15 protein-coding genes, 1 tRNA gene and 1 pseudogene are annotated in these 19,436 nt (G+C 57.0%); 9 read left to right on the top strand and 8 right to left on the bottom strand.

From position 1 onward, the window contains the following. Positions 1 to 6 precede the first annotated feature (6 nt). Positions 7 to 3,564: a DUF5107 domain-containing protein gene (locus VG146_20060; GenBank protein HEV2394652.1), complete on the top strand. Its 3,558-nt coding sequence runs from the start codon at positions 7 to 9 to the stop codon at positions 3,562 to 3,564. After that, complete coding sequence (locus VG146_20055) at positions 3,565 to 4,995, top strand: sugar porter family MFS transporter (GenBank protein HEV2394651.1); 1,431 nt, start codon at positions 3,565 to 3,567, stop codon at positions 4,993 to 4,995. Between the two features lie 420 nt (positions 4,996 to 5,415). Here VG146_20055 and VG146_20050 read toward each other — a convergent pair. Next, positions 5,416 to 5,847 (bottom strand): annotated as a pseudogene (locus tag VG146_20050) (ammonium transporter). A 422-nt stretch (positions 5,848 to 6,269) separates the two neighbouring features. Here VG146_20050 and VG146_20045 point away from each other — a divergent pair. Further along, positions 6,270 to 6,638, top strand: coding sequence for a hypothetical protein (locus tag VG146_20045; GenBank protein HEV2394650.1), 369 nt, complete (start codon positions 6,270 to 6,272; stop codon positions 6,636 to 6,638). 80 nt (positions 6,639 to 6,718) lie between these two features. Here the strand turns inward: VG146_20045 and VG146_20040 are convergent, their stop codons facing one another. Continuing rightward, complete coding sequence (locus VG146_20040) at positions 6,719 to 8,146, bottom strand: sodium:proton antiporter (GenBank protein HEV2394649.1); 1,428 nt, start codon at positions 8,144 to 8,146, stop codon at positions 6,719 to 6,721. A gap of 307 nt (positions 8,147 to 8,453) precedes the next feature. Here VG146_20040 and VG146_20035 point away from each other — a divergent pair, with 307 nt between their 5' ends. The 3 genes from VG146_20035 to VG146_20025 all read left to right on the top strand — a co-directional run bounded on the left by VG146_20035 (position 8,454) and on the right by VG146_20025 (position 12,897). Beyond that, a complete protein-coding gene (locus tag VG146_20035) occupies positions 8,454 to 8,792 on the top strand; it encodes a P-II family nitrogen regulator (protein HEV2394648.1) in 339 nt (112 codons plus the stop codon). Positions 8,793 to 8,835: 43 nt separating this feature from the next. Next, a complete protein-coding gene (locus VG146_20030) occupies positions 8,836 to 10,887 on the top strand; it encodes an APC family permease (GenBank protein ID HEV2394647.1) in 2,052 nt (683 codons plus the stop codon). A gap of 252 nt (positions 10,888 to 11,139) precedes the next feature. Continuing rightward, on the top strand, positions 11,140 to 12,897 hold the full coding sequence (locus VG146_20025) for a protein kinase (protein ID HEV2394646.1): 1,758 nt from the start codon (positions 11,140 to 11,142) through the stop codon (positions 12,895 to 12,897). Positions 12,898 to 13,008: 111 nt separating this feature from the next. Here VG146_20025 and VG146_20020 read toward each other — a convergent pair whose 3' ends face one another. Continuing rightward, complete coding sequence (locus VG146_20020; GenBank protein ID HEV2394645.1) at positions 13,009 to 13,713, bottom strand: response regulator; 705 nt, start codon at positions 13,711 to 13,713, stop codon at positions 13,009 to 13,011. Continuing rightward, complete coding sequence (locus VG146_20015; GenBank protein ID HEV2394644.1) at positions 13,710 to 14,951, bottom strand: ATP-binding protein; 1,242 nt, start codon at positions 14,949 to 14,951, stop codon at positions 13,710 to 13,712. The genes VG146_20020 and VG146_20015 overlap by 4 nt, the downstream gene beginning before the upstream one ends. Before the next feature lie 378 nt (positions 14,952 to 15,329). Between VG146_20015 and VG146_20010 the strand changes: the two genes are divergently transcribed. Together VG146_20010 and VG146_20005 are read left to right on the top strand one after the other, a co-directional pair. Next, positions 15,330 to 15,668 carry a P-II family nitrogen regulator gene (locus VG146_20010; GenBank protein HEV2394643.1) on the top strand — a complete coding sequence of 113 codons (339 nt, stop codon included), beginning with the start codon at positions 15,330 to 15,332 and terminating at the stop codon, positions 15,666 to 15,668. A gap of 55 nt (positions 15,669 to 15,723) precedes the next feature. Continuing rightward, positions 15,724 to 16,068, top strand: coding sequence for a nucleotidyltransferase domain-containing protein (locus tag VG146_20005; GenBank protein ID HEV2394642.1), 345 nt, complete (start codon positions 15,724 to 15,726; stop codon positions 16,066 to 16,068). 266 nt (positions 16,069 to 16,334) lie between these two features. Here VG146_20005 and VG146_20000 read toward each other — a convergent pair. Next, positions 16,335 to 16,412 (bottom strand) — tRNA-Pro (locus tag VG146_20000). A 155-nt stretch (positions 16,413 to 16,567) separates the two neighbouring features. On the opposite strand from VG146_20000, the gene VG146_19995 reads away from it, so the two are divergent. Next, entirely contained in the window at positions 16,568 to 17,260 is a 693-nt protein-coding gene (locus VG146_19995) for a hypothetical protein (GenBank protein HEV2394641.1), read from the top strand. Positions 17,261 to 17,270: 10 nt separating this feature from the next. Here VG146_19995 and rnhC read toward each other — a convergent pair whose 3' ends face one another. The 3 genes from rnhC to VG146_19980 form a co-directional block, all read right to left on the bottom strand. Further along, entirely contained in the window at positions 17,271 to 18,236 is a 966-nt protein-coding gene (rnhC, locus tag VG146_19990) for a ribonuclease HIII (GenBank protein HEV2394640.1), read from the bottom strand. 3 nt (positions 18,237 to 18,239) lie between these two features. Next, on the bottom strand, positions 18,240 to 18,818 hold the full coding sequence (locus VG146_19985) for a hypothetical protein (protein ID HEV2394639.1): 579 nt from the start codon (positions 18,816 to 18,818) through the stop codon (positions 18,240 to 18,242). 151 nt (positions 18,819 to 18,969) lie between these two features. After that, the gene (locus tag VG146_19980; GenBank protein HEV2394638.1) at positions 18,970 to 19,272 is read right to left on the bottom strand and encodes a hypothetical protein; all 303 of its coding nucleotides are present in this window, start codon (positions 19,270 to 19,272) and stop codon (positions 18,970 to 18,972) included. Positions 19,273 to 19,436 lie beyond the last annotated feature (164 nt).

Below are 19,436 nucleotides of genomic sequence, written 5' to 3'. Positions count from 1 at the left end.
TTGAATATGCTCCCGCTGAGATCCTCCTCGTCGTCCGCATCCTCGAAAACCCTGGACAACCGACCGCCAAAACGAGGAGCGGGCGAGGAAGGATGGGTCCGCATCTGGGCTGAAGAGCTTGCCATTCCGACGTATCTGGCCGGCGAACCGAACCGCAACCCGATGTTCCTGGAAAAGAGGGTGTACCAGGGAAGCTCGGGGCGGGTTTATCCTTATGCGGTAATTGACCGCATCGGGGATGAGAAGGTGAGTGAGCGCCATCCTGTGGTTTTTTTGGAGAACGACTATTTGAAGTTAATGGTGATGCCGGGGTTTGGCGGGCGCATCCAATATGCTTACGACAAGACGAACAACTACCCTTTCATTTACCACAATCGCGTCATTAAGCCGGCGCTAGTTGGGCTGGCGGGGCCCTGGCTTTCAGGCGGCATCGAGTTTAACTGGCCGCAACATCACCGCCCGGGCACCTATTGCCCGGTGGACTACGCCATCACAGCCGGTCCCGGCGGGAGCAAAACTCTTTGGTTGAGCGAGATTGAGCCGATGTGGCATCTGAAAGGCACCCTCGGCCTGACGCTGCATCCGGGGCAGGCCATCCTCGAAATCGAGATTCGCCTATTCAACCCCACCGCATTGCCCCAGAGCTTCCATCTTTGGACCAACCCTGCTGTGCATGTCAACGATCAGTACCAGTCCGTTTTTCCGCCCGATGTCCAGGCTGTCTATGACCATGGCAAACGCGACGTATCGGCTTTCCCCATAGCGCGCGGACATTACTACAAGGTGGATTACTCGCGGGGTGTCGATATCTCCTGGTACAAAAACCTTCCGGTCCCGACTTCCTATATGGCGGCACGGTCCGATTACGATTTTCTCGGCGGGTATGATCACGGAAAGCAGGCCGGCGTCCTTCATGTGGCCGATCACCACTTCGTTCCAGGCAAGAAACAATGGGTCTGGGGCTGCGGCGACTTCGGAAAAGCGTGGGACCGGAATTTGACCGACGAAGACGGGCCCTATGCGGAACTGATGTGCGGTGTGTTCGCCGATAACCAGCCCGATTTTTCATGGCTCCGGCCATTCGAGGAGAAGCTGGTCAAGCAATTCTTTCTGCCCTACAAAGGGATTGGTTACGTGCGCAATGCCACGATTCATGCGGCCATCAGCCTTGAAGTTCAAGGAGGACAAGCCCGTCTGGGAGCCTACGCCAGTGCGGCGCGCCAAAAGTCCGCTGTGCGCCTGGCCGTACAAGGAAAGCTCCTGTGGCAACGCCAAGCTGATCTAGGCCCCGAGAGCCCGTTAATTGCCACGGTGCGTTTGCCGGCGCACACCCGGCCTCAAGACATCGAACTGAGCGTTTGCGCCGCCGATGGAGAGCGGTTGGTTTCCTATTCGCCCGAACCCAAGCAACCGGAGGCGATGCCCGAGCCGGCAATGGCCATTGCCGAACGCCGCAAGCTGACCGGTAGCGAGGCGCTCCTTCTGGCGGGTCTGCATCTCGAACAATACCGTCATGCCACACGCGAACCCGAGGACTATTACCGCGAGGCCCTGCGCCATGAGCCGGGCGACATTCGCAACAACAATGCCTTGGGTCTGCTTCTGCTGCGCCGAGGACAGTTCATCGAGGCGGAGCAGCATTTTCGCGCCGCAATCAAAACGCAAATGCGTCACAACCCAAATCCGCCGGACGGCGAGCCTCACTACAATTTGGGTGTTTGCCTGCGCTATTTAGGCCGCCCGGCAGAGGCTTGTGCTGCGTTTTGCAAGAGCGCGTGGGACGCTGCGCGGCAGGATGCGGCCTTTTTCCAACTCGCTCAACTGGCCGCTATGCGCGACGATTTGGAGCAGGCCCTGGAATTCATCGACCGGTCTCTCGAAAGGAACTCATGCAATCAAAAGAGCGCCCATTTAAAGACCGTTTTGCTGCGCAAAATGAATCGAACAGCCGAGGCTCTGGATTTATCCAACCGCGCCATCGAGCGAGACCCGCTCGATTTCGGGGCGCGAAACGAGCGGGTGTTGCTCGGAAAAGAGGATGCAGCCGAGTTGCTCAGCTTAATGCGCTATAGCGAACATACTTCTCTGGAAATCGCGGCGGATTACGCCGCTCTGGGCGCCTACGGCGAGGCCATGGGACTGCTCCAGCGGCCATTGCAGACAAGCGCCCCAAGCGCCCTTCTGGGCAACGGCTCGAAAACCCGTGCCCCTGGCCACATGGGCCAAACCGGAATGCCCAATGCGCGCTCGATGTTGTTTTATTTCCTGGGTTATTACGCCGCCTTGAAGGGAGACACAAAAGAGGCGGCACGCCATTTTAAAAAAGCGCGCGCCCAAAATCCTGAGCGCTGTTTCCCGAACAGTCTCGAAAGCATTCTGGCGCTGCAGACCGCGTTGAAGTTCAATCCACGCGATGCGCGAGCGGGCTTTTTCCTGGGAAACCTTTGGTACGACAAACGGCAGGTTCCCGAGGCCACGGTTTGCTGGGAAGCCGCCCGCCGCATCGAACCCCAATGGCCCACCCCGCACCGGAACCTGGCGTTGGTTTATTTTAACAAGCAGCATAACCCGGCCAAAGCGCTGTCCTCTTTAAACCGGGCTTTCGCTTTGGACCAGACCGATGTCCGCGTTCTGTTCGAGTTGGATGTACTGAAAAGGCGGGCCGGCGTTTCCGCCAGGAGCAGATTTCAGTTTTTGCAAAGGCATCTCCACATCCTCTCCCAACGCGAGGACCTGCTGGTCGAGTATATAACGCTCTTGAATTTTTTTGCGAGGCATCAAGAGGCTCTCGACCTGTTGTTAAGCCGCAAGTTCCATCCATGGGAGGGCGGTGAAGGAAAAGTTACGGGGCAATACGTGACGAGTCTGGTGGAGTTGGCCAAGGAACAATTACGCCATGCCGTTTTTGAAGCGGGCAGCGCGGCCGGGGCGGGCGCGTTGCCCGGGACAATGGAGGCCGACCCCGTGGCGCTGCTCAACCGGGCGCGCGCCTATCCCGAAAACCTCGGCGAGGGCAAACTCCATGGGGCGCAGGAAAACCAAATCCTTTACTGGCTGGGTATCGCGCACGCGTGGCGGAGGGATTCAAAGGCCGCCCGCAAATATTGGGAAAAGGCCGCCCTGGGCATGGACGCGCCATCTCCCGCGCTGTACTATAACGACCAGAATCCCGACACGATTTTCTACCAGGGCCTGGCCTTGCAAAAGCTGGGCCGCACAGCCGCAGCTAAACGCCGCTTTGAAACTCTCGTGCGCTTTGGCCAGCAACATCTCCATGATAAAATCGTCATTGATTATTTCGCGGTTTCTCTCCCTGAATTCATGGTGTTCGACGACGATTTGGACCGGCGTAACCAGGTGAACTGCCGGTACTTGATGGGCTTGGGTTGGTATGGTTTGGACAAACGGGCGTCCGCCGAAAAGGAATTGCGCCGCGTGCAGCAACTTGACCCTGGCCATTTAGCCGCTCAGTTGCATCTCAAAATGTTTTCCGCTCCAGCCCTTTCCAATATATCGGCTGTTCACGCGCCGAAGCGACGAGTTCCAGCCAATCCCCAACCTTGAATGACTGTGGCAGCCAAAAGCCAAAAAGTTGAGGAGCCCGCAACCTCCGGCCATCCGGGCTATGTCTGGTTCATCTCGGCGGTCGCGGCTTTAGGCGGGCTGCTCTTTGGCTATGACTGGGTCGTCATCGGCGGAGCCAAGCAGTTCTTTGAAATCTATTTTCATTTGAACCAGGCTTCGCAGTCGGGTTGGGCCAATAGCTGCGCCTTGCTGGGGTGTCTCCTGGGCGCCCTTCTGGCGGGCGCCTCGAGCGACAGGTTTGGACGGAAGCGGTTGCTGCTTTTCTCCGCCGTCTTGTTTGCGCTGACCTCGGTCGGCAACGCCTTGGCGCCGACTTTTACGGTCTTTGTCATCTGGCGAATCCTGGGGGGCGTTGCGATAGGCCTGGCATCGAACCTCTCGCCCATGTACATCGCCGAGGCGGCCCCCGCGCGCCTGAGGGGCCGTCTGGTTTCACTCAACCAACTGACGATTGTGGTTGGCATCTTGTTGGCGCAATTCGTCAACTGGTTTCTTGGCCGCCACCTGCCGACCGGCGCCACCAAGGAGTACATCCTCATCTCCTGGTACGGCCAGACGTGCTGGCGCTGGATGTTTGGAGTCACAGCCATTCCCTCTTTGCTGTTCTTCGCCGGAATGCTCTTTGTGCCCGAGAGCCCCCGGTGGCTGGTAAAGAACGGGCGCAGCGACCTGGCTAAACGGATACTCGCCCGCATCGGTGGCGAGGCCTATGCCCAGGCCGAGGTCGCCGACGTGCAGAATACGCTCGCCCAAGGCGAAATCGGCCACGTGCGTTTTCGAGACCTTCTGGAATCTGGCGTGCTCAAGGTGCTCCTCCTGGGTGCCGGTCTTGCCGTCTTTCAGCAGTGGTGCGGTATCAATGTGATTTTTAATTACGCTCAAGAAATCTTCCAGGCGGCCGGCTACGATATATCCCATGTGCTGAAGAACATCGCCTGGACCGGCTCGGTAAACCTCGTGTTCACCTTTGTCGCTTTGGGCTTCGTCGATCGCAGTGGACGCCGCGTGCTGATGCTCATCGGGGCTGCGGGGCTTGCGGTCATCTATATCGCCCTTGGCTTTTGCTACCACAGCGGAGTCCAAGGGGTTCCAATGCTCTTGCTGGTCCTGGCGGCCATCGGCTGCTATGCCATGTCGCTGGCCCCCGTTACCTGGGTCGTCATCTCGGAGATTTTCCCCAACCGCATCCGGGGCGCCGCGATGTCCGTTGCTGTCACTTCCCTTTGGGTAGCCTGCTTCTTGCTCACTTATTCCTTTCCGCTGCTGAAGGCCTCGTTAGGCCCCTCCGGCACGTTCTGGCTCTACGCCGGCATTTGTGTCGCCGGCTTCTTTTTCATTCTGGCCAGATTGCCCGAGACCAAAGGCCGGACCCTGGAACAAATCGAGAGGGAATTGACCGCTTCAGAATAACCGAATAACCGGCGAAGTGGCTATTTCGGATTCAAGTAAGTGTTCCTTCTTTTTTCCGGTCGGCGAGCACGCCTTTGTCCAGCGTAAGCATGGAGAATAATCATTGGCCAAAAAACCGTTTATCGGGCTTATCATGTCTGACATGAATTTGCTGACCATACGTGACTTGAACGGGAAGACGTCGATGCCGTCGAGCGCGGGGAAAGTTTTGAACTGCAGTCGCAACGGCAGAGCGATCGGGTATATCACACGAACGCAGCCAGGCCCTGAGCGCAGGCCAGATTGGAAACATCATTTCAATTGGCTGAGAAAGCAGGCCACGCAAACGGACGTCGCAACCCTGACCGAGTTTGAACAAGAGCGTCGTCGGCAAGCGGTCGTGAGCGAGAACTGGCGAACCTGAAATGAGCCGTTGGCTGAACCGTAGGTTCCATCGGCGAACAAGCCCAGCGACAGACAGCCCCAAGCGCCGTTGACACCGTGGACGGAGATAGCACCAACGCAATCATCGATGCCTATCTTATCGAAGAAGAACACAGATTCAACGACGAGGACGCCTGCAATAGCGCCAAGGATAGAGGCGCCGCCCGCGCTGACGAACGCGCAAGGGCAGGTGATGGCCACCAGGCCGGCGAGCATGCCGTTGCACATCATGGAAGGGTCAGGCTTTTTCGTCCGCACCCACCACATCCATAGTGTGGCAGCCAGAGCGCCGGTGGCGGAGGCGAGCATCGTGTTGACAGCCACGACCGCGATGCGCAGGTCGGTTCCTGCAAGGCTTGAGCCGGGATTGAATCCGAACCATCCGAAGGCCAGGATGAAAGTGCCCAGCATGACAAAGGGAATATTGTGGGGCATCACGGGATGCACGAGCTTGCCCTCTGCGGTCCATCTTGACACGCCGCCCGGCTCCGGGAGTTTTGCTTTTATGATTTCGCGCACCAGAGAATTTTCACGCCGGTCAATTAGTTGGAAGCGGTCCGGCGACATACAATGGAGACTCGGATTCGCGCACACGAGGTCACACCAATGCGTTGACCGAGTGACGCGTGAAATAAAAGCCGACGCCATGTTAATGGACGACCGCGCCGGGCGCAATGCCGCAATTCAATGCGGACTGGCCGTGGCTGGCCGTGGTTGGAACAGTCGGTCTGCTTGAGCGAGCGACAGCGCCTTTTTTTAAAAGAAATCGCATCTTTTAGTTGCTTGACCACCAGATGTCGTGTCAGAGTGCATCCATGAATCTGATTGGCGGCAAAGCAGTCTAATTCGTTATGCGGATCGAAGCGATCTCTGAAAAGCCCGTCCCGTTCTTCATGTTTGAACCGGATAACGTGATTTATGTCGAGCAACACGGCGAGCAGGTCGTTATCCGGGCCGCGCGCAACAATTATTCCGAGCGGCGGAAGTGCTTTTTCATACGGCATCTGGCCGCAGAAGGCCATATTGCCAGTCGCTATGAGCGGCTATCAGAACCGAAAGCCCCATGCCCTCCCGGCATGCTCTGGGTCATTGACGTCTCGCTCATGCGGCTCGGCCTGGAGGCGATGCGCCGGACCAACCGTTTCATTCACCGCCTGCTGTTTGGCAGCGGCTGCTTGTGGGCCTTGGAAATCGCCTTTGTGCTGGCTTTTCGGACTTAAGTCGCAGGGGTCGAGCCGGGTCGGAGGGCTGACTTCCAGGAGGTCCTGTTTGGTCCCTTTCCGCATCCTCCTCCGCTCTCTCAGCCCCTGAAAAAGAGCCACCAAACCACTAACAACATCGGCAGCATAAAAGGCAGGGTGAATTTGAAAAAGTAGCCCAGGAACGTGGGGGTATGGGTCTTCTGCTGATCGGCGATGGCCTTGACCATGAAATTCGGGCCGTTGCCGATGTAGGTGTTGGCCCCAAAAAAGACCGAACCGATGCTGATTGCCCGCAAGCACTTTACGTAAAGCGGGTTGCCCAGCAGCAAGCCCATTTCGGCATGCGCCTGTGTGTAACTTCCATCCAGCAACACCTGCGGATGATGTGTTTTGAGTGCCGTAATGACCTGGCAGATTTGCTCAGCATGCGGCCCGGTCGCCGCTGCCACATCCGGACCGTGGGTTTTCAGCCAGACCAGCACTGCCGCCGCCTTTTCAGGTATTGCAAAGGTCCCGAACTCGGCGCTTAGGAAACTGAGATATGTGGGGGCGTTATCCAACACGCTGGATAAGGTCCCGCTGCCCCAGTAGAAAAGACCGGAGGTCGGCTGAACCAGTTGGCCGGCGTGCCCCTGGAGCCAGTCCAAAGCCGGTATCATCGTGCCAAAAATCCCCGCGAACAGCAGGGCCACCTCTTTGATGGGATGAAAGTTGAAGTCATTGGAGTCATGCACCGATTTGCGTGTGGTGAAGTAGGACCCCGCAGCGGCAGCCGCCATGAGCGCCTCTCGCAAAAAGGGAGGCCGCTTGATAAAAACCGCCCCAATCACAAGGCCCAGGAATAACGCGTTCGACAGTCCCAGAAACCGCCATTGTTCATGCGCGGTTTCTTCTTCACGCACCCGGGCGGGCGCGCGGCGGAAATTAGCTGTGTCCCGGACGAAGAACATGGCCAAGAGAATCCCCACCCCGGTAGCCCACATCGGCCAGCATTGAGACCCAACCCACCCGAAGGGGACCCCTTTGAGATAGCCCAAAAAGAGCGGCGGATCGCCCACTGGACTCAGGCTCCCGCCCACGTTGGAAACAATAAAAATAAAAAAAACGACGTGATGAGCCGTTAACCGGTACTTGTTCATGCGCAGCCAGGGCCTGACCAGGAGCATTGAGGCCCCTGTTGTGCCCAGGGCGTTGGCTACCAAAGCCCCGATCAGCAAAAAAAACACATTCACCAAAGGAGTGGCCTCTCCCTTTACATTGATGTGGATTCCACCCGAGATGACGAATAGCGAACCAATCAGGCAGATGAAGCTGATATAATCCCGGGCTGTCTGCCAAACCTCCCCGGCCCCGCGGAACACCGTCACATATATCCCAACCACAATCGCCGCCAACGCCAAAGAGACCTTGCCGTAATGCCGCCCCCACCAATCCGCAAACCAGAGCGGGCCCAAAGCAATTGCCCCCAGGAGGATTCCAAACGGTATCGCCATGGCCAATGGCGGATTGATCGGCAACGATTCCATAAACGCGCGCTAGAGCAATTCGTGCGCCGGGCCTTTACAAGCCGGTGATTTTCCGGGGCCGGCCCAAGAAAAATGAAGATTCGCGTTAGCGATACCAAATAGAATCATGATTTGAAATAAGCTCGATGGGCAAAATCAACCAGAGATTGCATTAAAAAGAAATTAAATCCCAATATTTCTTCATAAACAGGCCATAAATAAAGGATAGGCGACTTTTTATAAATATTTGGTAACGTGGTTGTTATACTTCTTCCTGATTCGCTTGGCATTGCCGGTGCTTAACAGCCTCCGTTCACCGAACAAGCGGATGAAGAAGATCGAAGCAATCATCAAACCTTTCAAACTCGACGAAGTCAAAGACGCCCTTGGCGCGATTGGTATCGAGGGGATGACGGTTATTGAGGTGAGGGGCTTTGGACGCCAGAAAGGTCACACCGAGATTTTTCGCGGGAGCGAATACACTGTGGACCTGCTGCCCAAAGTGAAGATCGAGTTGGTGGTCTCTGACGCGCATGCTGAGGCAGCGGTGGCCGCGGTGGTCAGGGCCGCCCGGACCGGCAAGATAGGCGATGGAAAAGTATTTGTCGCCTCGATCGAGGAGGCCGTTCGCATCCGCACAGAGGAGATAGGGGAGGCAGCCGTTTAGGGGAAAACATGCAGGAATAGTCCGCACAACAGAACCAAAAAATATGGCAAACGCATCGACAACAACCAGCAGAACATCGGGTGGAGAGGGCGCAAAGCCCCCGACGACAAAAGCAACCTTGGGATTAACGGGGCTCACTATCAACGCCATGGCGCTCATTGCCCCAGGCGCCTTTTTGTGGCTCACCTTTGCAGAGCAGTCCCTCTACGGCGCGCCAATGGCTGGCGCCGCCATGTGGTTCGGCATAATAGGGGCGCTGATGCTTTGCTTTGCGACGGCCATCAGTTACGCGGAGCTTTCCAAGCTCTTTCCAGGCGCGGGGTCGTCCTACCTCTACGCAGAGCAAGCTTTTCTCTCCAAGACAGGCGCCTACCGTTTTGCGCGCGTGGCGAAATTCTTCACCGGGTGGGCCAGTCATCTGTACTACTGGGTATATCCAGGCTGCATGGTTGGCGTCACTGCCATCCTGGCCGGCTACCTGGCCAACCAGTTTTGGCCTAACACCTTCAACGGCACGTACAATAGCCCCCTGTTCATGTACTTGTTCTGCATCGTGTTCGCTCTGGTGGTGGGCTATATCGCCTTTCGCGGTGTCAATGGGAGCACAGCGGTGAATATGGCCATCAACATCATCCAGATTAGCGCGCTGATAGTCTTTTCGATCATCGCAATCGCCTACCGTGTTCACCATCCGCAGGGCTCTCCGGGGCTCCACCTTTCGAATGGCACGCCTGTCGCTTACAACGTGGACCAAGTCAATGTGACCGATGACAAAGGCAAACCGGTTCAGGATTCCTGGGCTGATAATTCGCCCAAGACCGATGACAAAGGACAGCCCGTTTATAAGCAGCAAGACCGTGCGGTCACCAAAGATGACCTGGACAAGACCAAGAACACAGACGCCGCGGTTCTGGGCGCGCTGACTGCGATGGGGCTTGGCGAAGGGGACCCGTACCCGGCTTGGCAAAAGGACGATGCCGGCAAGCTCAAATTGGACAAGGACGGGCATGCGATTGCCGATCCCTTTACCGTCAGTTACAAACCCGAGGATGCCTGGACGGGGAAAGCCGGCGATGCGAAGGACCCTCTGACCTTCAACTTTCACCCCAATGCCGTGTCGGTTGTTGCTCCTCATGGGATAGGGCTGTTCTTCATTCAGGCTTGCATTGCGATTCTGATCCTGGTCGGGTTCGAGTCCTGCACCTCGCTTGGTGAAGAGGCAAAGAACCCCAAGCGTGACATCCCGCGCGCGGTGTTGCTCTCGCTGGTTATCCAGGGGGCGATTTGCTACCTCTTCGAGTATTTCGCCGCCAACTATCTGATGCACAACGGCTATACCATCTCGATGGCGGGCGGGTCCAGCGCGCCTATAGGCGATATGATGGTCCTCACCGGCACGTGGCTTTTTGGCAGCTACTCCGCCGGCAGGGCTTTCATGCTCGTTCAGGCCTTCACCGTGTTCCTGGCCTTAATCGGCACAACCTTGTCCTGCATGAATACCGGCGCCCGCGTCACGTACGCGATGGGCCGCGACAACGAAGTGCCGTCGCATTTCGGTCTTTTGCACGGTCGAACCCTGTCGCCCCATCGCGCTATTTGGGCGCTGGTGGTCATCTCCATCATTTTTGGCATCATCACCTGCACGACCTACCTCGGTGGAGCCACCACCCTGACCCCGCTGGATGCCAAGTATCACAACATCTGGTACAGTTTCGGATGTTTTAACCCGGATACGCTGAGCAAAATGCCAAACACCTTCCTGATCGTGACGTTAATCAGCAACTTTGGCACGTTTCTGCTCTACATGACAACTTGCGTTATAGCGATGGTGGCCTTTAAAGAGCACCATAGCTTCAACGGATTCAAGCATGTGTTCATCCCGATATTCGGTCTGTTGGCCAACCTGGCCTGCATGCTGTTCTACCTGATCGGTCCTATCCCGAGTTTGGGTGGCGTCAGTGGGATGAGTTGGAAGGAACCATACATCGCGTTGGCCTTCGCCGCTGTCTGGGGTATTTACGGGGTTTTCTACTTCAAGAAGAGCAGCGTTAAAGCTGGTAAACCGGTCCTGCTTACCGAAAAGCCTGCTTTTTAGCTCAGGAATCAGAGGAACCAAGCGCAAAGAGCGACCCGGCCATCTCTGGGGGGACGGCCGGGTTCCCTATTCCTCAGCGCACATAGCGGCGCTGCCCAACGCGCAGCGTCTTGGACTGCGGCAGTCCTCTGCCGCTTTAGAATCACCCCAATCTTTACCACAACTCTCCATGTCAAAAAACAAAATCAGCCCAAGGAATGGCCACTGCCGTCTCGACACCCGGCACATAACCGGTAAGTTCCTTAACCCGAGATGAACGTTAAATGCCATCAAATTTCCAGCACCGGTTCGGTGCGCGAGGATAACGAGGATTTCGTGCTGTTTTGGGAACCCGCCGAGTTTGATCTCCGGCAGAGGTTGGGCAGCGTTGCCATCCTGGCCGACGGCGTCGGCGGGGAAGGCAATGGCGGCGTGGCCAGCCGCCTGGCAACCGAAACCGCCTTGGCCATATTCAAGGAATCCAAACCGGATGGCTCGGTAACCGATACTATCCGCCAGATGTTCGACACGGCAGCCGCCAAGGTCTTTCAAGCGACCCAACACAACGGGCGCATGGCGACAACTCTCAACGTAGCCCTGTTTCGGCATGACAAAGTCACGATCGCCCATGTCGGCGACTCACGCGCTTACCTTATTCGCGCCGGCAAGATTAAACGCCTCACAACCGACCACTCCTACACCTCGCTGCAGGTCAAGCTCGGGTTATTGCTCGAACGCAAGGCCATGACCAGCCCCCACCGTTCCACTTTAACCCGCAGCATTGGCTATGAGCCCATGTGCCACTATGACATTACCACCCTGCCGTTACAGCAGGGGGACATCATCCTTCAATGCACCGACGGCCTTTATGGATTCCTCCTGGACGATGAGATTCTCGACGCGGTGGTGAAATATCATCCGGGCGAAGCCTGCAAACGACTCCTCGCGCTGACCGAAAAGCGCCAGGTAAGCGACAATGTTTCCTTGCAGATTGTGCAGGTATGGGAAGTGGACCGTTCCAAGACGCTTCCTCCCGAGGCGCGGGGGCGCAGCGGACTGGGCAGCGACTTGGGAGTCGGTACGTTGCTGGATGATCGATTCGAGATCACCGACGTGATTGCCAAGAGCGGCATGGCCTCCCTGTTTAAGGCCAATGACCGCAAGACCGGCGAAGCGGTGGCCATCAAGGTCCCCTATCTTCAAATCGAAAGCGACCCCGGCGGCTTTGATCGCTTTCGGCGCGAGGAGGAGATCGGCTTGCAACTCCAGCACCCCTATATCCTCAAGATCATTCCCGTCGAGAATAAGAGCCGGCCTTACCTGGTGATGGAATACCTCGAAGGCCAGACCCTGAGCGAGTTGCTCAAGAATGTCCGCCCCTTGCCCGAACCGGATGCAGTGAAGATAGCCAGCCGCATTTGCGAGGCGCTCGAGTATATGCACCAAAAGGGGGTCGTGCATCGCGATTTGAAGCCACAAAACATCATGCTCTGCAACGACGGCGCCATCCGCGTCATGGATTTTGGCATCGCCCGCGCCCAGCAATCTCGACGGCTCACTTTTGTTGGCTTTACCCCGGCTATGGGCACCCCGGATTATATGGCCCCCGAGCAGGTCCGGGGCAGCCGCGGCGATCAACGGACCGACATCTATAGCCTGGGAGCTATCCTTTATGAAATGACCACCGGCGACCCTCCCTTCGGCGGCGACAGCGCCTATGTCATCATGAACGCCCGCGTCACCGGCGACCCGATTGCGCCCCGAAAACTCAACCCGAAACTAACGCCAGTTCTTGAAGAGATCATACTCCATGCCATGGAGCGGGATCCCAAGCGGCGCTACCAATCCGCTGCTGACATGAAGCGGGAGTTGGATGATTACGAAATTGTCGAAATGACCGCCCGCCACACGCGCCTGCAGGCGCCCCAAATCTGGAAGTCCCGCTTCCGCATGGTCCCCGTTGTAGTCGGAGTCATTTTATTTCAAGTGCTCCTGTTCCTAATCCTTTTCTATCACTTCAAGAAACGGTAAATTGCGCCGGCTGCTTTTCCCACTCCATCCAATTGCGTTTTCTGGCGAGCGCGCGCCCCGCGCCGAACAGGGTAGCGGACAGCCCAACCAGAACTTCGAGCAAACTCTCTTTCACCCTTCGGCCAGACGATACCCCACTCCGGGCTCGGTCAGGAACAAAGGCGGGGCGGCGGGGTCCGTCTCGAGCTTTTCACGCAAACGGGCCATGTAAACCCGCAGATACTCTGTATGCTCTTCATGTCCGGCGCCCCAGACCTCGCGCAGGATTTGAGTGTGAGTCAGCACCTTGCCGGCATGCTGAACAAAAAGCCGCAGCAAGATGTACTCGGTGGCCGTGAGTTTCACCGGTTCGCCTTTCAGAGCCACGCGGCGGCTGGCGAGGTCCACTTCCAGGGCGCCGAAATGGAAAATGGGCTCTTCGGATTTTAGGCGATTCGAATGGCGCAGGGCCACTCGCATGCGGGCCAGGAGTTCCCCTGTATTGAAAGGTTTGGTGACGTAGTCATCGGCGCCGGAGTCCAGCGCTTCAATCCTGTCATCGGCGGCGTCCTTCACGGTGATGATGATGATCGGTGCCTGAGTCCACTCGCGCAGTTGCTTTAAAACCAACAGCCCGTCGGTATCGGGCAAGCCCAAATCGAGAATAATCAGGTCATAGCGGCGCTGGGCAGCCATCCCCAAGCCTTGCTGCCCTCGACCGGCCGTCGCCACTCGATACCCTTGTGCCTCGAGGGCAATGGTCAGCAAACGCTGGATTTGTGGCTCATCATCAATCGCCAATACGGACACCGGGCTCTTTTTTTCGCAGGAATTCACAATGCTTCTGGTGGGGCGTTAGGAGCCTCGGGCACGGGCAGATAAAGCGTGAACAGGGCCCCGCCACCCGGGCGGTTTGCTGCGCGGACATGGCCTCCCTGCGCCTCAATCAACCCTTTGACGATAGCTAATCCCAGCCCGGCGCCCCCCGGTTTGGTATCGGGTCCCCGCTGAAACATCTCAAATGCGCGCTCGAGTTGCTCGCGCGCCAGACCAGGGCCGTTATCGGCCACTTCCAACACCACCCACCTCCCTTCGATGCGAGCTTTGATATCAATGACCGTATCTGCGGGCGTATGCACTGCCGCATTCACCACCAGGTTGTTCAGAGCTTGCTCCAGCAATACAAAATCAGCCTTCAACAGCGGCAAATCCGGCGCGATTTGCGTTTGCGCCAGATGACCCGCCAGCCAGGGCGCCGCCTCGCGCAGCGTTACTCGCACCAGCTCGGAAATATCGCACCAGTCGAAGGTCGGCTTAAGTTGACCGGCCTGAAGACGCGCGGCACTCAATAGGCCCTGAACGACCCGATTCAGGCGCCCGGCGGCGGATTCAATCTCGGCGGTCAGATTTTGTTGCGTCGGCGTCAGGGGTCCGGCGGCGCGCAGGCTATTGGTCCCGGTCGTAATCGCAGCAAGAGGCGTTCGTAGCTCGTGCGAAACTGAGTTCAGCAAAGTCCGACCGAGCCGTTCGGATTCCCCAAGCAGCCGCGAATTGATTTCTGCTTCCCGCAGTTCTTCCTCTCGCTTCTTATCAACAAACCGTTGTGCTCGGAGCCGAGCGGTCAGTTGCCCCACAGTCAGGGCCACAAAAAAATACATGGCGAGCATCATCTTGTCGTAGAACCGCTCGATTCCCAACGAGTAGCGCGGCGGGACGAACAGGAAATTATAGCTCAGGGCCGTCAGCGCTGTGCCAAACAGGATGGGCCCACGGCTTACCCCCAGCGCCAGCAACATCACTGCCAGCAAATAAACCAGTGCCACCGCTTCATAACCCACCCATTTCTGCAGCCACAAGTTGAGCCCAGAGACCGCCGCGACCGTCGTCACCGCTACCGCGTATTCGCGCCAACCGGCCCCATCCTGTCGTGGCGAGCTATCTCCTTGTGCCTGTGGGGAAGGAATGGTTAGCGGCTCCGGTTGATGTCGAGGCTTGCCATGCCGCAATGAGGAACGTCCCGTTCCAGGATTAGCAACACGGGCGAGCCCGGTGCCGGGTTGACTGGCTTCGCGCATGGTTCGAAGCCCAGTGTAACACCTGTAAACTGTTACAAGCCAGAATCAATTTTAGCCGGATTGGCAGTGGGCTTGTAAGCGCCTGTTGCAAATTAAAATCGGCCAGCACCTGAATTGTTCAGGAAGTGAACGCCGTGGCTAAAAGGCGACACAAAATTCCCAGGTTAAAGCCAGATAAACAAGAGAGCGTTTTACATAAATACCCCATAAAAACAGGCCGAAAACGCCTGATTATTGGGCTGTCTTTCCCCTTGGCACCGCCGTTGCTAAAGCGCCTCTGGTGCGCGGCAAACAACCAACTGATCGAGAGGCCGTGAGCGGGAACCCAGTTCGGCTGACCGACCTGACCGCGCGGCCAGCAACCGGCCCGAAACATATATGAAGAAAATCGATGCGATAGTTAAACCATTCAAGTTGGAAGAGATAAAGCACGCACTGGCCGAGGTCGGCATCACCGGGGTGACCGTCGCCGAGTGCAAGGGGTTTGGCAGACAGAAGGGCCATACGGAAATCTACCGGGGCAGCGAATACACGGTGGATTTCCTCCCCAAAATCAAAGTCGAGATCGTCCTGGATGACGAGCACCTCAATGGCGCCGTTGCCGCCATCGTCAGCACCGCTAAGACCGGCAAAATCGGAGACGGAAAGGTGTTCGTTTCGACCATCGACGATGCCATCCGCATCCGGACCGAGGAGAAAGGGGTTAAAGCAGTCTGAAGCCTCGATTAAACCACACCACCATAGAACAAGCTCAAACAACACGTTAGAAGCTATGTTAAAACGAATTGCTTATTTGTTGCCAGTTCTGGCTTTGTGCTGCTGGACAATCGCACGCGCCCAGGACACCAACGCGGTTTCAGCCGCCAGTGCTCCAGCCGCCGCCGAACCCAAACCGGACCCCACTGGCACCTCGACGGGGGCTTCCAGCGATGCTGCCGCCGCCGATGGAACGACCTTCATCGTGACAGCTCCAGGGGAACTCACCGGCGATGACCTACGGGAAATTTACGTCTTTGGCTCCGGTGCACGCGGGACAGGTGATGCCGCTTCCGATCTCGACCTAGCGGTTTCCGGGCTGCCGCCGTCGGTTTTCTATCGCATGGGCGCGTGTCAGTGATTTGATTGGCCGTTCGGTGGATTTGATTGACCTGGGCAGTAACACGCCGTTCACCCGCTACCTCCGCTCGGAGAATGAACTCGTCCGAGTGGGATGAATTCCGCAAGCAACGATGCGTTTGGAAGAAAAATTGCAAAAGCTCGAAAAGGGGTTGGATGATTTTCTGAAATGAACGGCAACGCGAATCAGCGCCTTGGCAACGTGGCATTAAAATTGGTCGGGGACAGGGCGTGACGCCTTTTCACGAAGAACCAAAAGAGGGAAAATGGTCGGAGCGACAGGATTTGAACCTGCGACGTCTTGGTCCCAAACCAAGTGCTCTAGCCAGGCTGAGCTACGCTCCGATGAACGGGCTGAGAATATCCCCCTAGCAGCAGCGCGCGCAATAAGAAAATGGCTAGATGGGGGGAGTCAGGGTGTCAGGGTGACACTCGGATTTGGTGAAGAAATGCAATCTTCAGGATTGGGATGCCGAGGGACACAACGTATAATCAACTCGATGAATCGTCGCGGTTGGAATGAAGCCAGCACGAGAGCGGCTCGAAAGGTAAACGGGCTGCGGGAATCGGCGGGAAATAGAGCCTCTGTTGCCGGCTCCGCCGTGCATCTATTCGACGCTGAACCCATGATGCACCCCAATGTGTTGGATGCGTATAAACAGGCGGCTCGGGTGCTCAAAAAAAAGCGGATACAGTTTCGTGAGACCGGTGGCATCGCCTTGAACTTGCGCGGAGCGGGCCGGCCAACCAAGGACATCGATTTGGTTGTGCGGCGGTCGGATTGGTTGCGGGCCATTCAGGCGGTGAGCGAAATAGCCACCGACCGGCCCGGCATCCGCTTTGGTCTGCCGCAAAAGCCGGAAGCCGGGCTAGCGGTTATTGGACCGCACGGCGTTCCGATTGAGCTATGGCCAGAGGGAACCACCCACGAGCAAATCGCCAGGATTCGTGGGATGCAAAAGGGGCGAGCGCATCCTGCGGGCAAACTGGCATTTACATTGCGAGGCGATGCCACCGTTGCGTTCATAAACGATAAACTGGCCTCGTATCTCTCAGCCAGGGACCGGCTGCGCGATGCGGCTGATGTTCAAAGTTTGATAACTCGGTTGAAACTGCCGCTTGGGTTTGCGAAGCGGTTGGCCACTGCAGTCAGGCCGGCTTATCGGCGTCTCTGGGTGAAGCAAGCTTCCTGACGCGGAAGATTCAAGCCCCGGCAGGGCGGCGGCGCCATTCGACTTTGGGCGGTTCAGGGAGGCCTTGAGCCCGCAAGGCGGTTCGGAAATGCATTTTAGCAACTTTGGGGAGATTCTGAGCGCCGTGCTTCTCAACAAAGGCCTTGGCGGCCGCATCAACAGCAGCCGAGGCGCCTTTGGGAAGCACCCTATCAAATTGCTTTTCCAGATTCCCTAACCGGGTCACAAATTCATGCCGGGCCAAGATTGATGCGGCCGCCACGGCCGGGTCTTCCTCCGCGCGATGTTTCTGGACCAACTCGACAGTCCGGCCCATGGTCATGAGCGCCTTGGCAACAGTTTCTTTGTTGGAAGCGAACTGATCGCTAATGGCGCGGACCGGCGGTGGGTTCATTTTGTATTTCAGGCCCATGAGGTTCTCGATGACCCGTGCGTGGCCCCAGGCCAGAAGCGTATTGACGCTGCGCATTTTGGCGTAGAGGCGATTATAGGTTTCGTTGCCGATGCACACGGCGTTCGTCACGCAGCCGGGCGTGTCGCGAATGAGTTCCGCCAGCTCTCTAATCCGTTTATCGCTGGAAATATTTTTTGAATCACGGATGCCGGAATCTTTCCAGCGTTTTACCACGTCTTCATTGATATACACCCCCGCGATGCACAAAGGACCGAAGAAATCACCCTTCCCGCTTTCGTCCACCCCGAGCCTGGGCAGCAGCAACTCCGGGTTCAAAACCGCTTCGTAGCCCAGCCGGGCTTGCTTGAGAATCTCGGGTTCAAGGACAAATTCGACAAAGTCATGCGTTCCCTTGCCTTGCACGACGAGTTTGCCGCTTTCGTAGAAGACCAGGTTGGTTTTCTCCTTTTCGGCGGCAAACCGCGCATAGGGGACCTGACGAAACGAATAACCATGCGCCTGCAGCCAGCTCTTGAGGGCCGCGGCCTGATCGTCCGAGAGCTTCGACGTGTAGGAGGTCAACGGTTATTTGGTGGCTTCGGTCAGCGTAGCGCCGTCCTCGCCCATAATGTAGAGCTTGGGGATTTGCTCCTTGAAGGAAACGACATACACCACATGATTGCCCCAGATTTCCTTGGTGATGGAGGCGGGTTCGACGTTGGACGCGCGCTCTTTAATGGTTTTGGAAACATCAGTGGGCAGGTCCTGCATTTGCACTTTGGTCGGAGGCGCGCTGGCCAAGGCGCTGCCTTCCTGGGGGGCGGGAACCGCCACGGTAAGGTCGGGGTTGAGCACACTGCCATCGGCGGCGACATAGAGCGGCGGGAAATTCCGGGTTTGCTTGAAAAGAATCTTGTAATAAACGCGGTCAGCGGTCGATTCCTTGAGGACATCGGCAAGCTCCTCGACCCCGGCTTGAGCGCGCACGGTGTTTTGGACGGCGGTCGGCAAGGCGCCGTATTTCGCGCCTAGCGAGGTGAGGGGTTTGGTATAAGGATAAGACGCTGTGGTCGCCTGTGGCTCCGGGGTCTTTTGAGTGCTGTGGTGGGCGCACCCGGCGACCAGCGACGCCAGCGCCATGGCAGAAAAAAGAGACAATCTCATGGCCTAGCAGTGTATCGGCTGCAACCGTTCTGGCAAGCGCGCATTCGCGCATTCCAACATTCCGTTGGCTTCGCAAGAAGGTCTGGGATTGTGGCTAGGCAGGAGATGGATTTTTTGGCGGGCGCAAGCCTGGGTAGACACGGTCTTTAAATCAAAAACTCATATATTTCTTTCCCACCCTGATGGCGGGAACTCTGCCACCAATAAATGGCCGTGCTGGGTCGGCACATAGTTCATAAATCTTGCTTTGCTTCGTTGATACTTCAGGCAACGCGATAATGAGCCTGTTTGAAAACTCAGCTCCATCCTCATCCCGCTCGATCTTGGTTGTCCAGACCTTGCCTGCGCCCAAAGAATACAGCTTTCGCGCAAACTGCAGAGCTTGCCTTTTGGACATTTCGCCCAATTCCTTCTGCCCCTTGCTGCCTTTTTTCAACCATCCAAGAAGCTCCATGGAATTTCTTTCCTTGGCCTCAATGAGCGTGGCCTCGCAAAGCGAGGCTCAGGTGGCGGATAGCGGTCGTAGATTGTGACGGAAAGCGGAAATACCCCTCGAAATTCCTGAAACCGCGCTGATGCTTTAAACAGGAACCCCCGTGAAGGCTTGCCTTCGCGGGG

The organism is Verrucomicrobiia bacterium, from assembly GCA_035946615.1.
Classification (GTDB): domain Bacteria; phylum Verrucomicrobiota; class Verrucomicrobiia; order Limisphaerales; family UBA8199; genus DASYZB01.
Note: the sequence above shows the minus strand (reverse complement) of the source record. Positions and strands in the feature narration are given on the sequence as shown.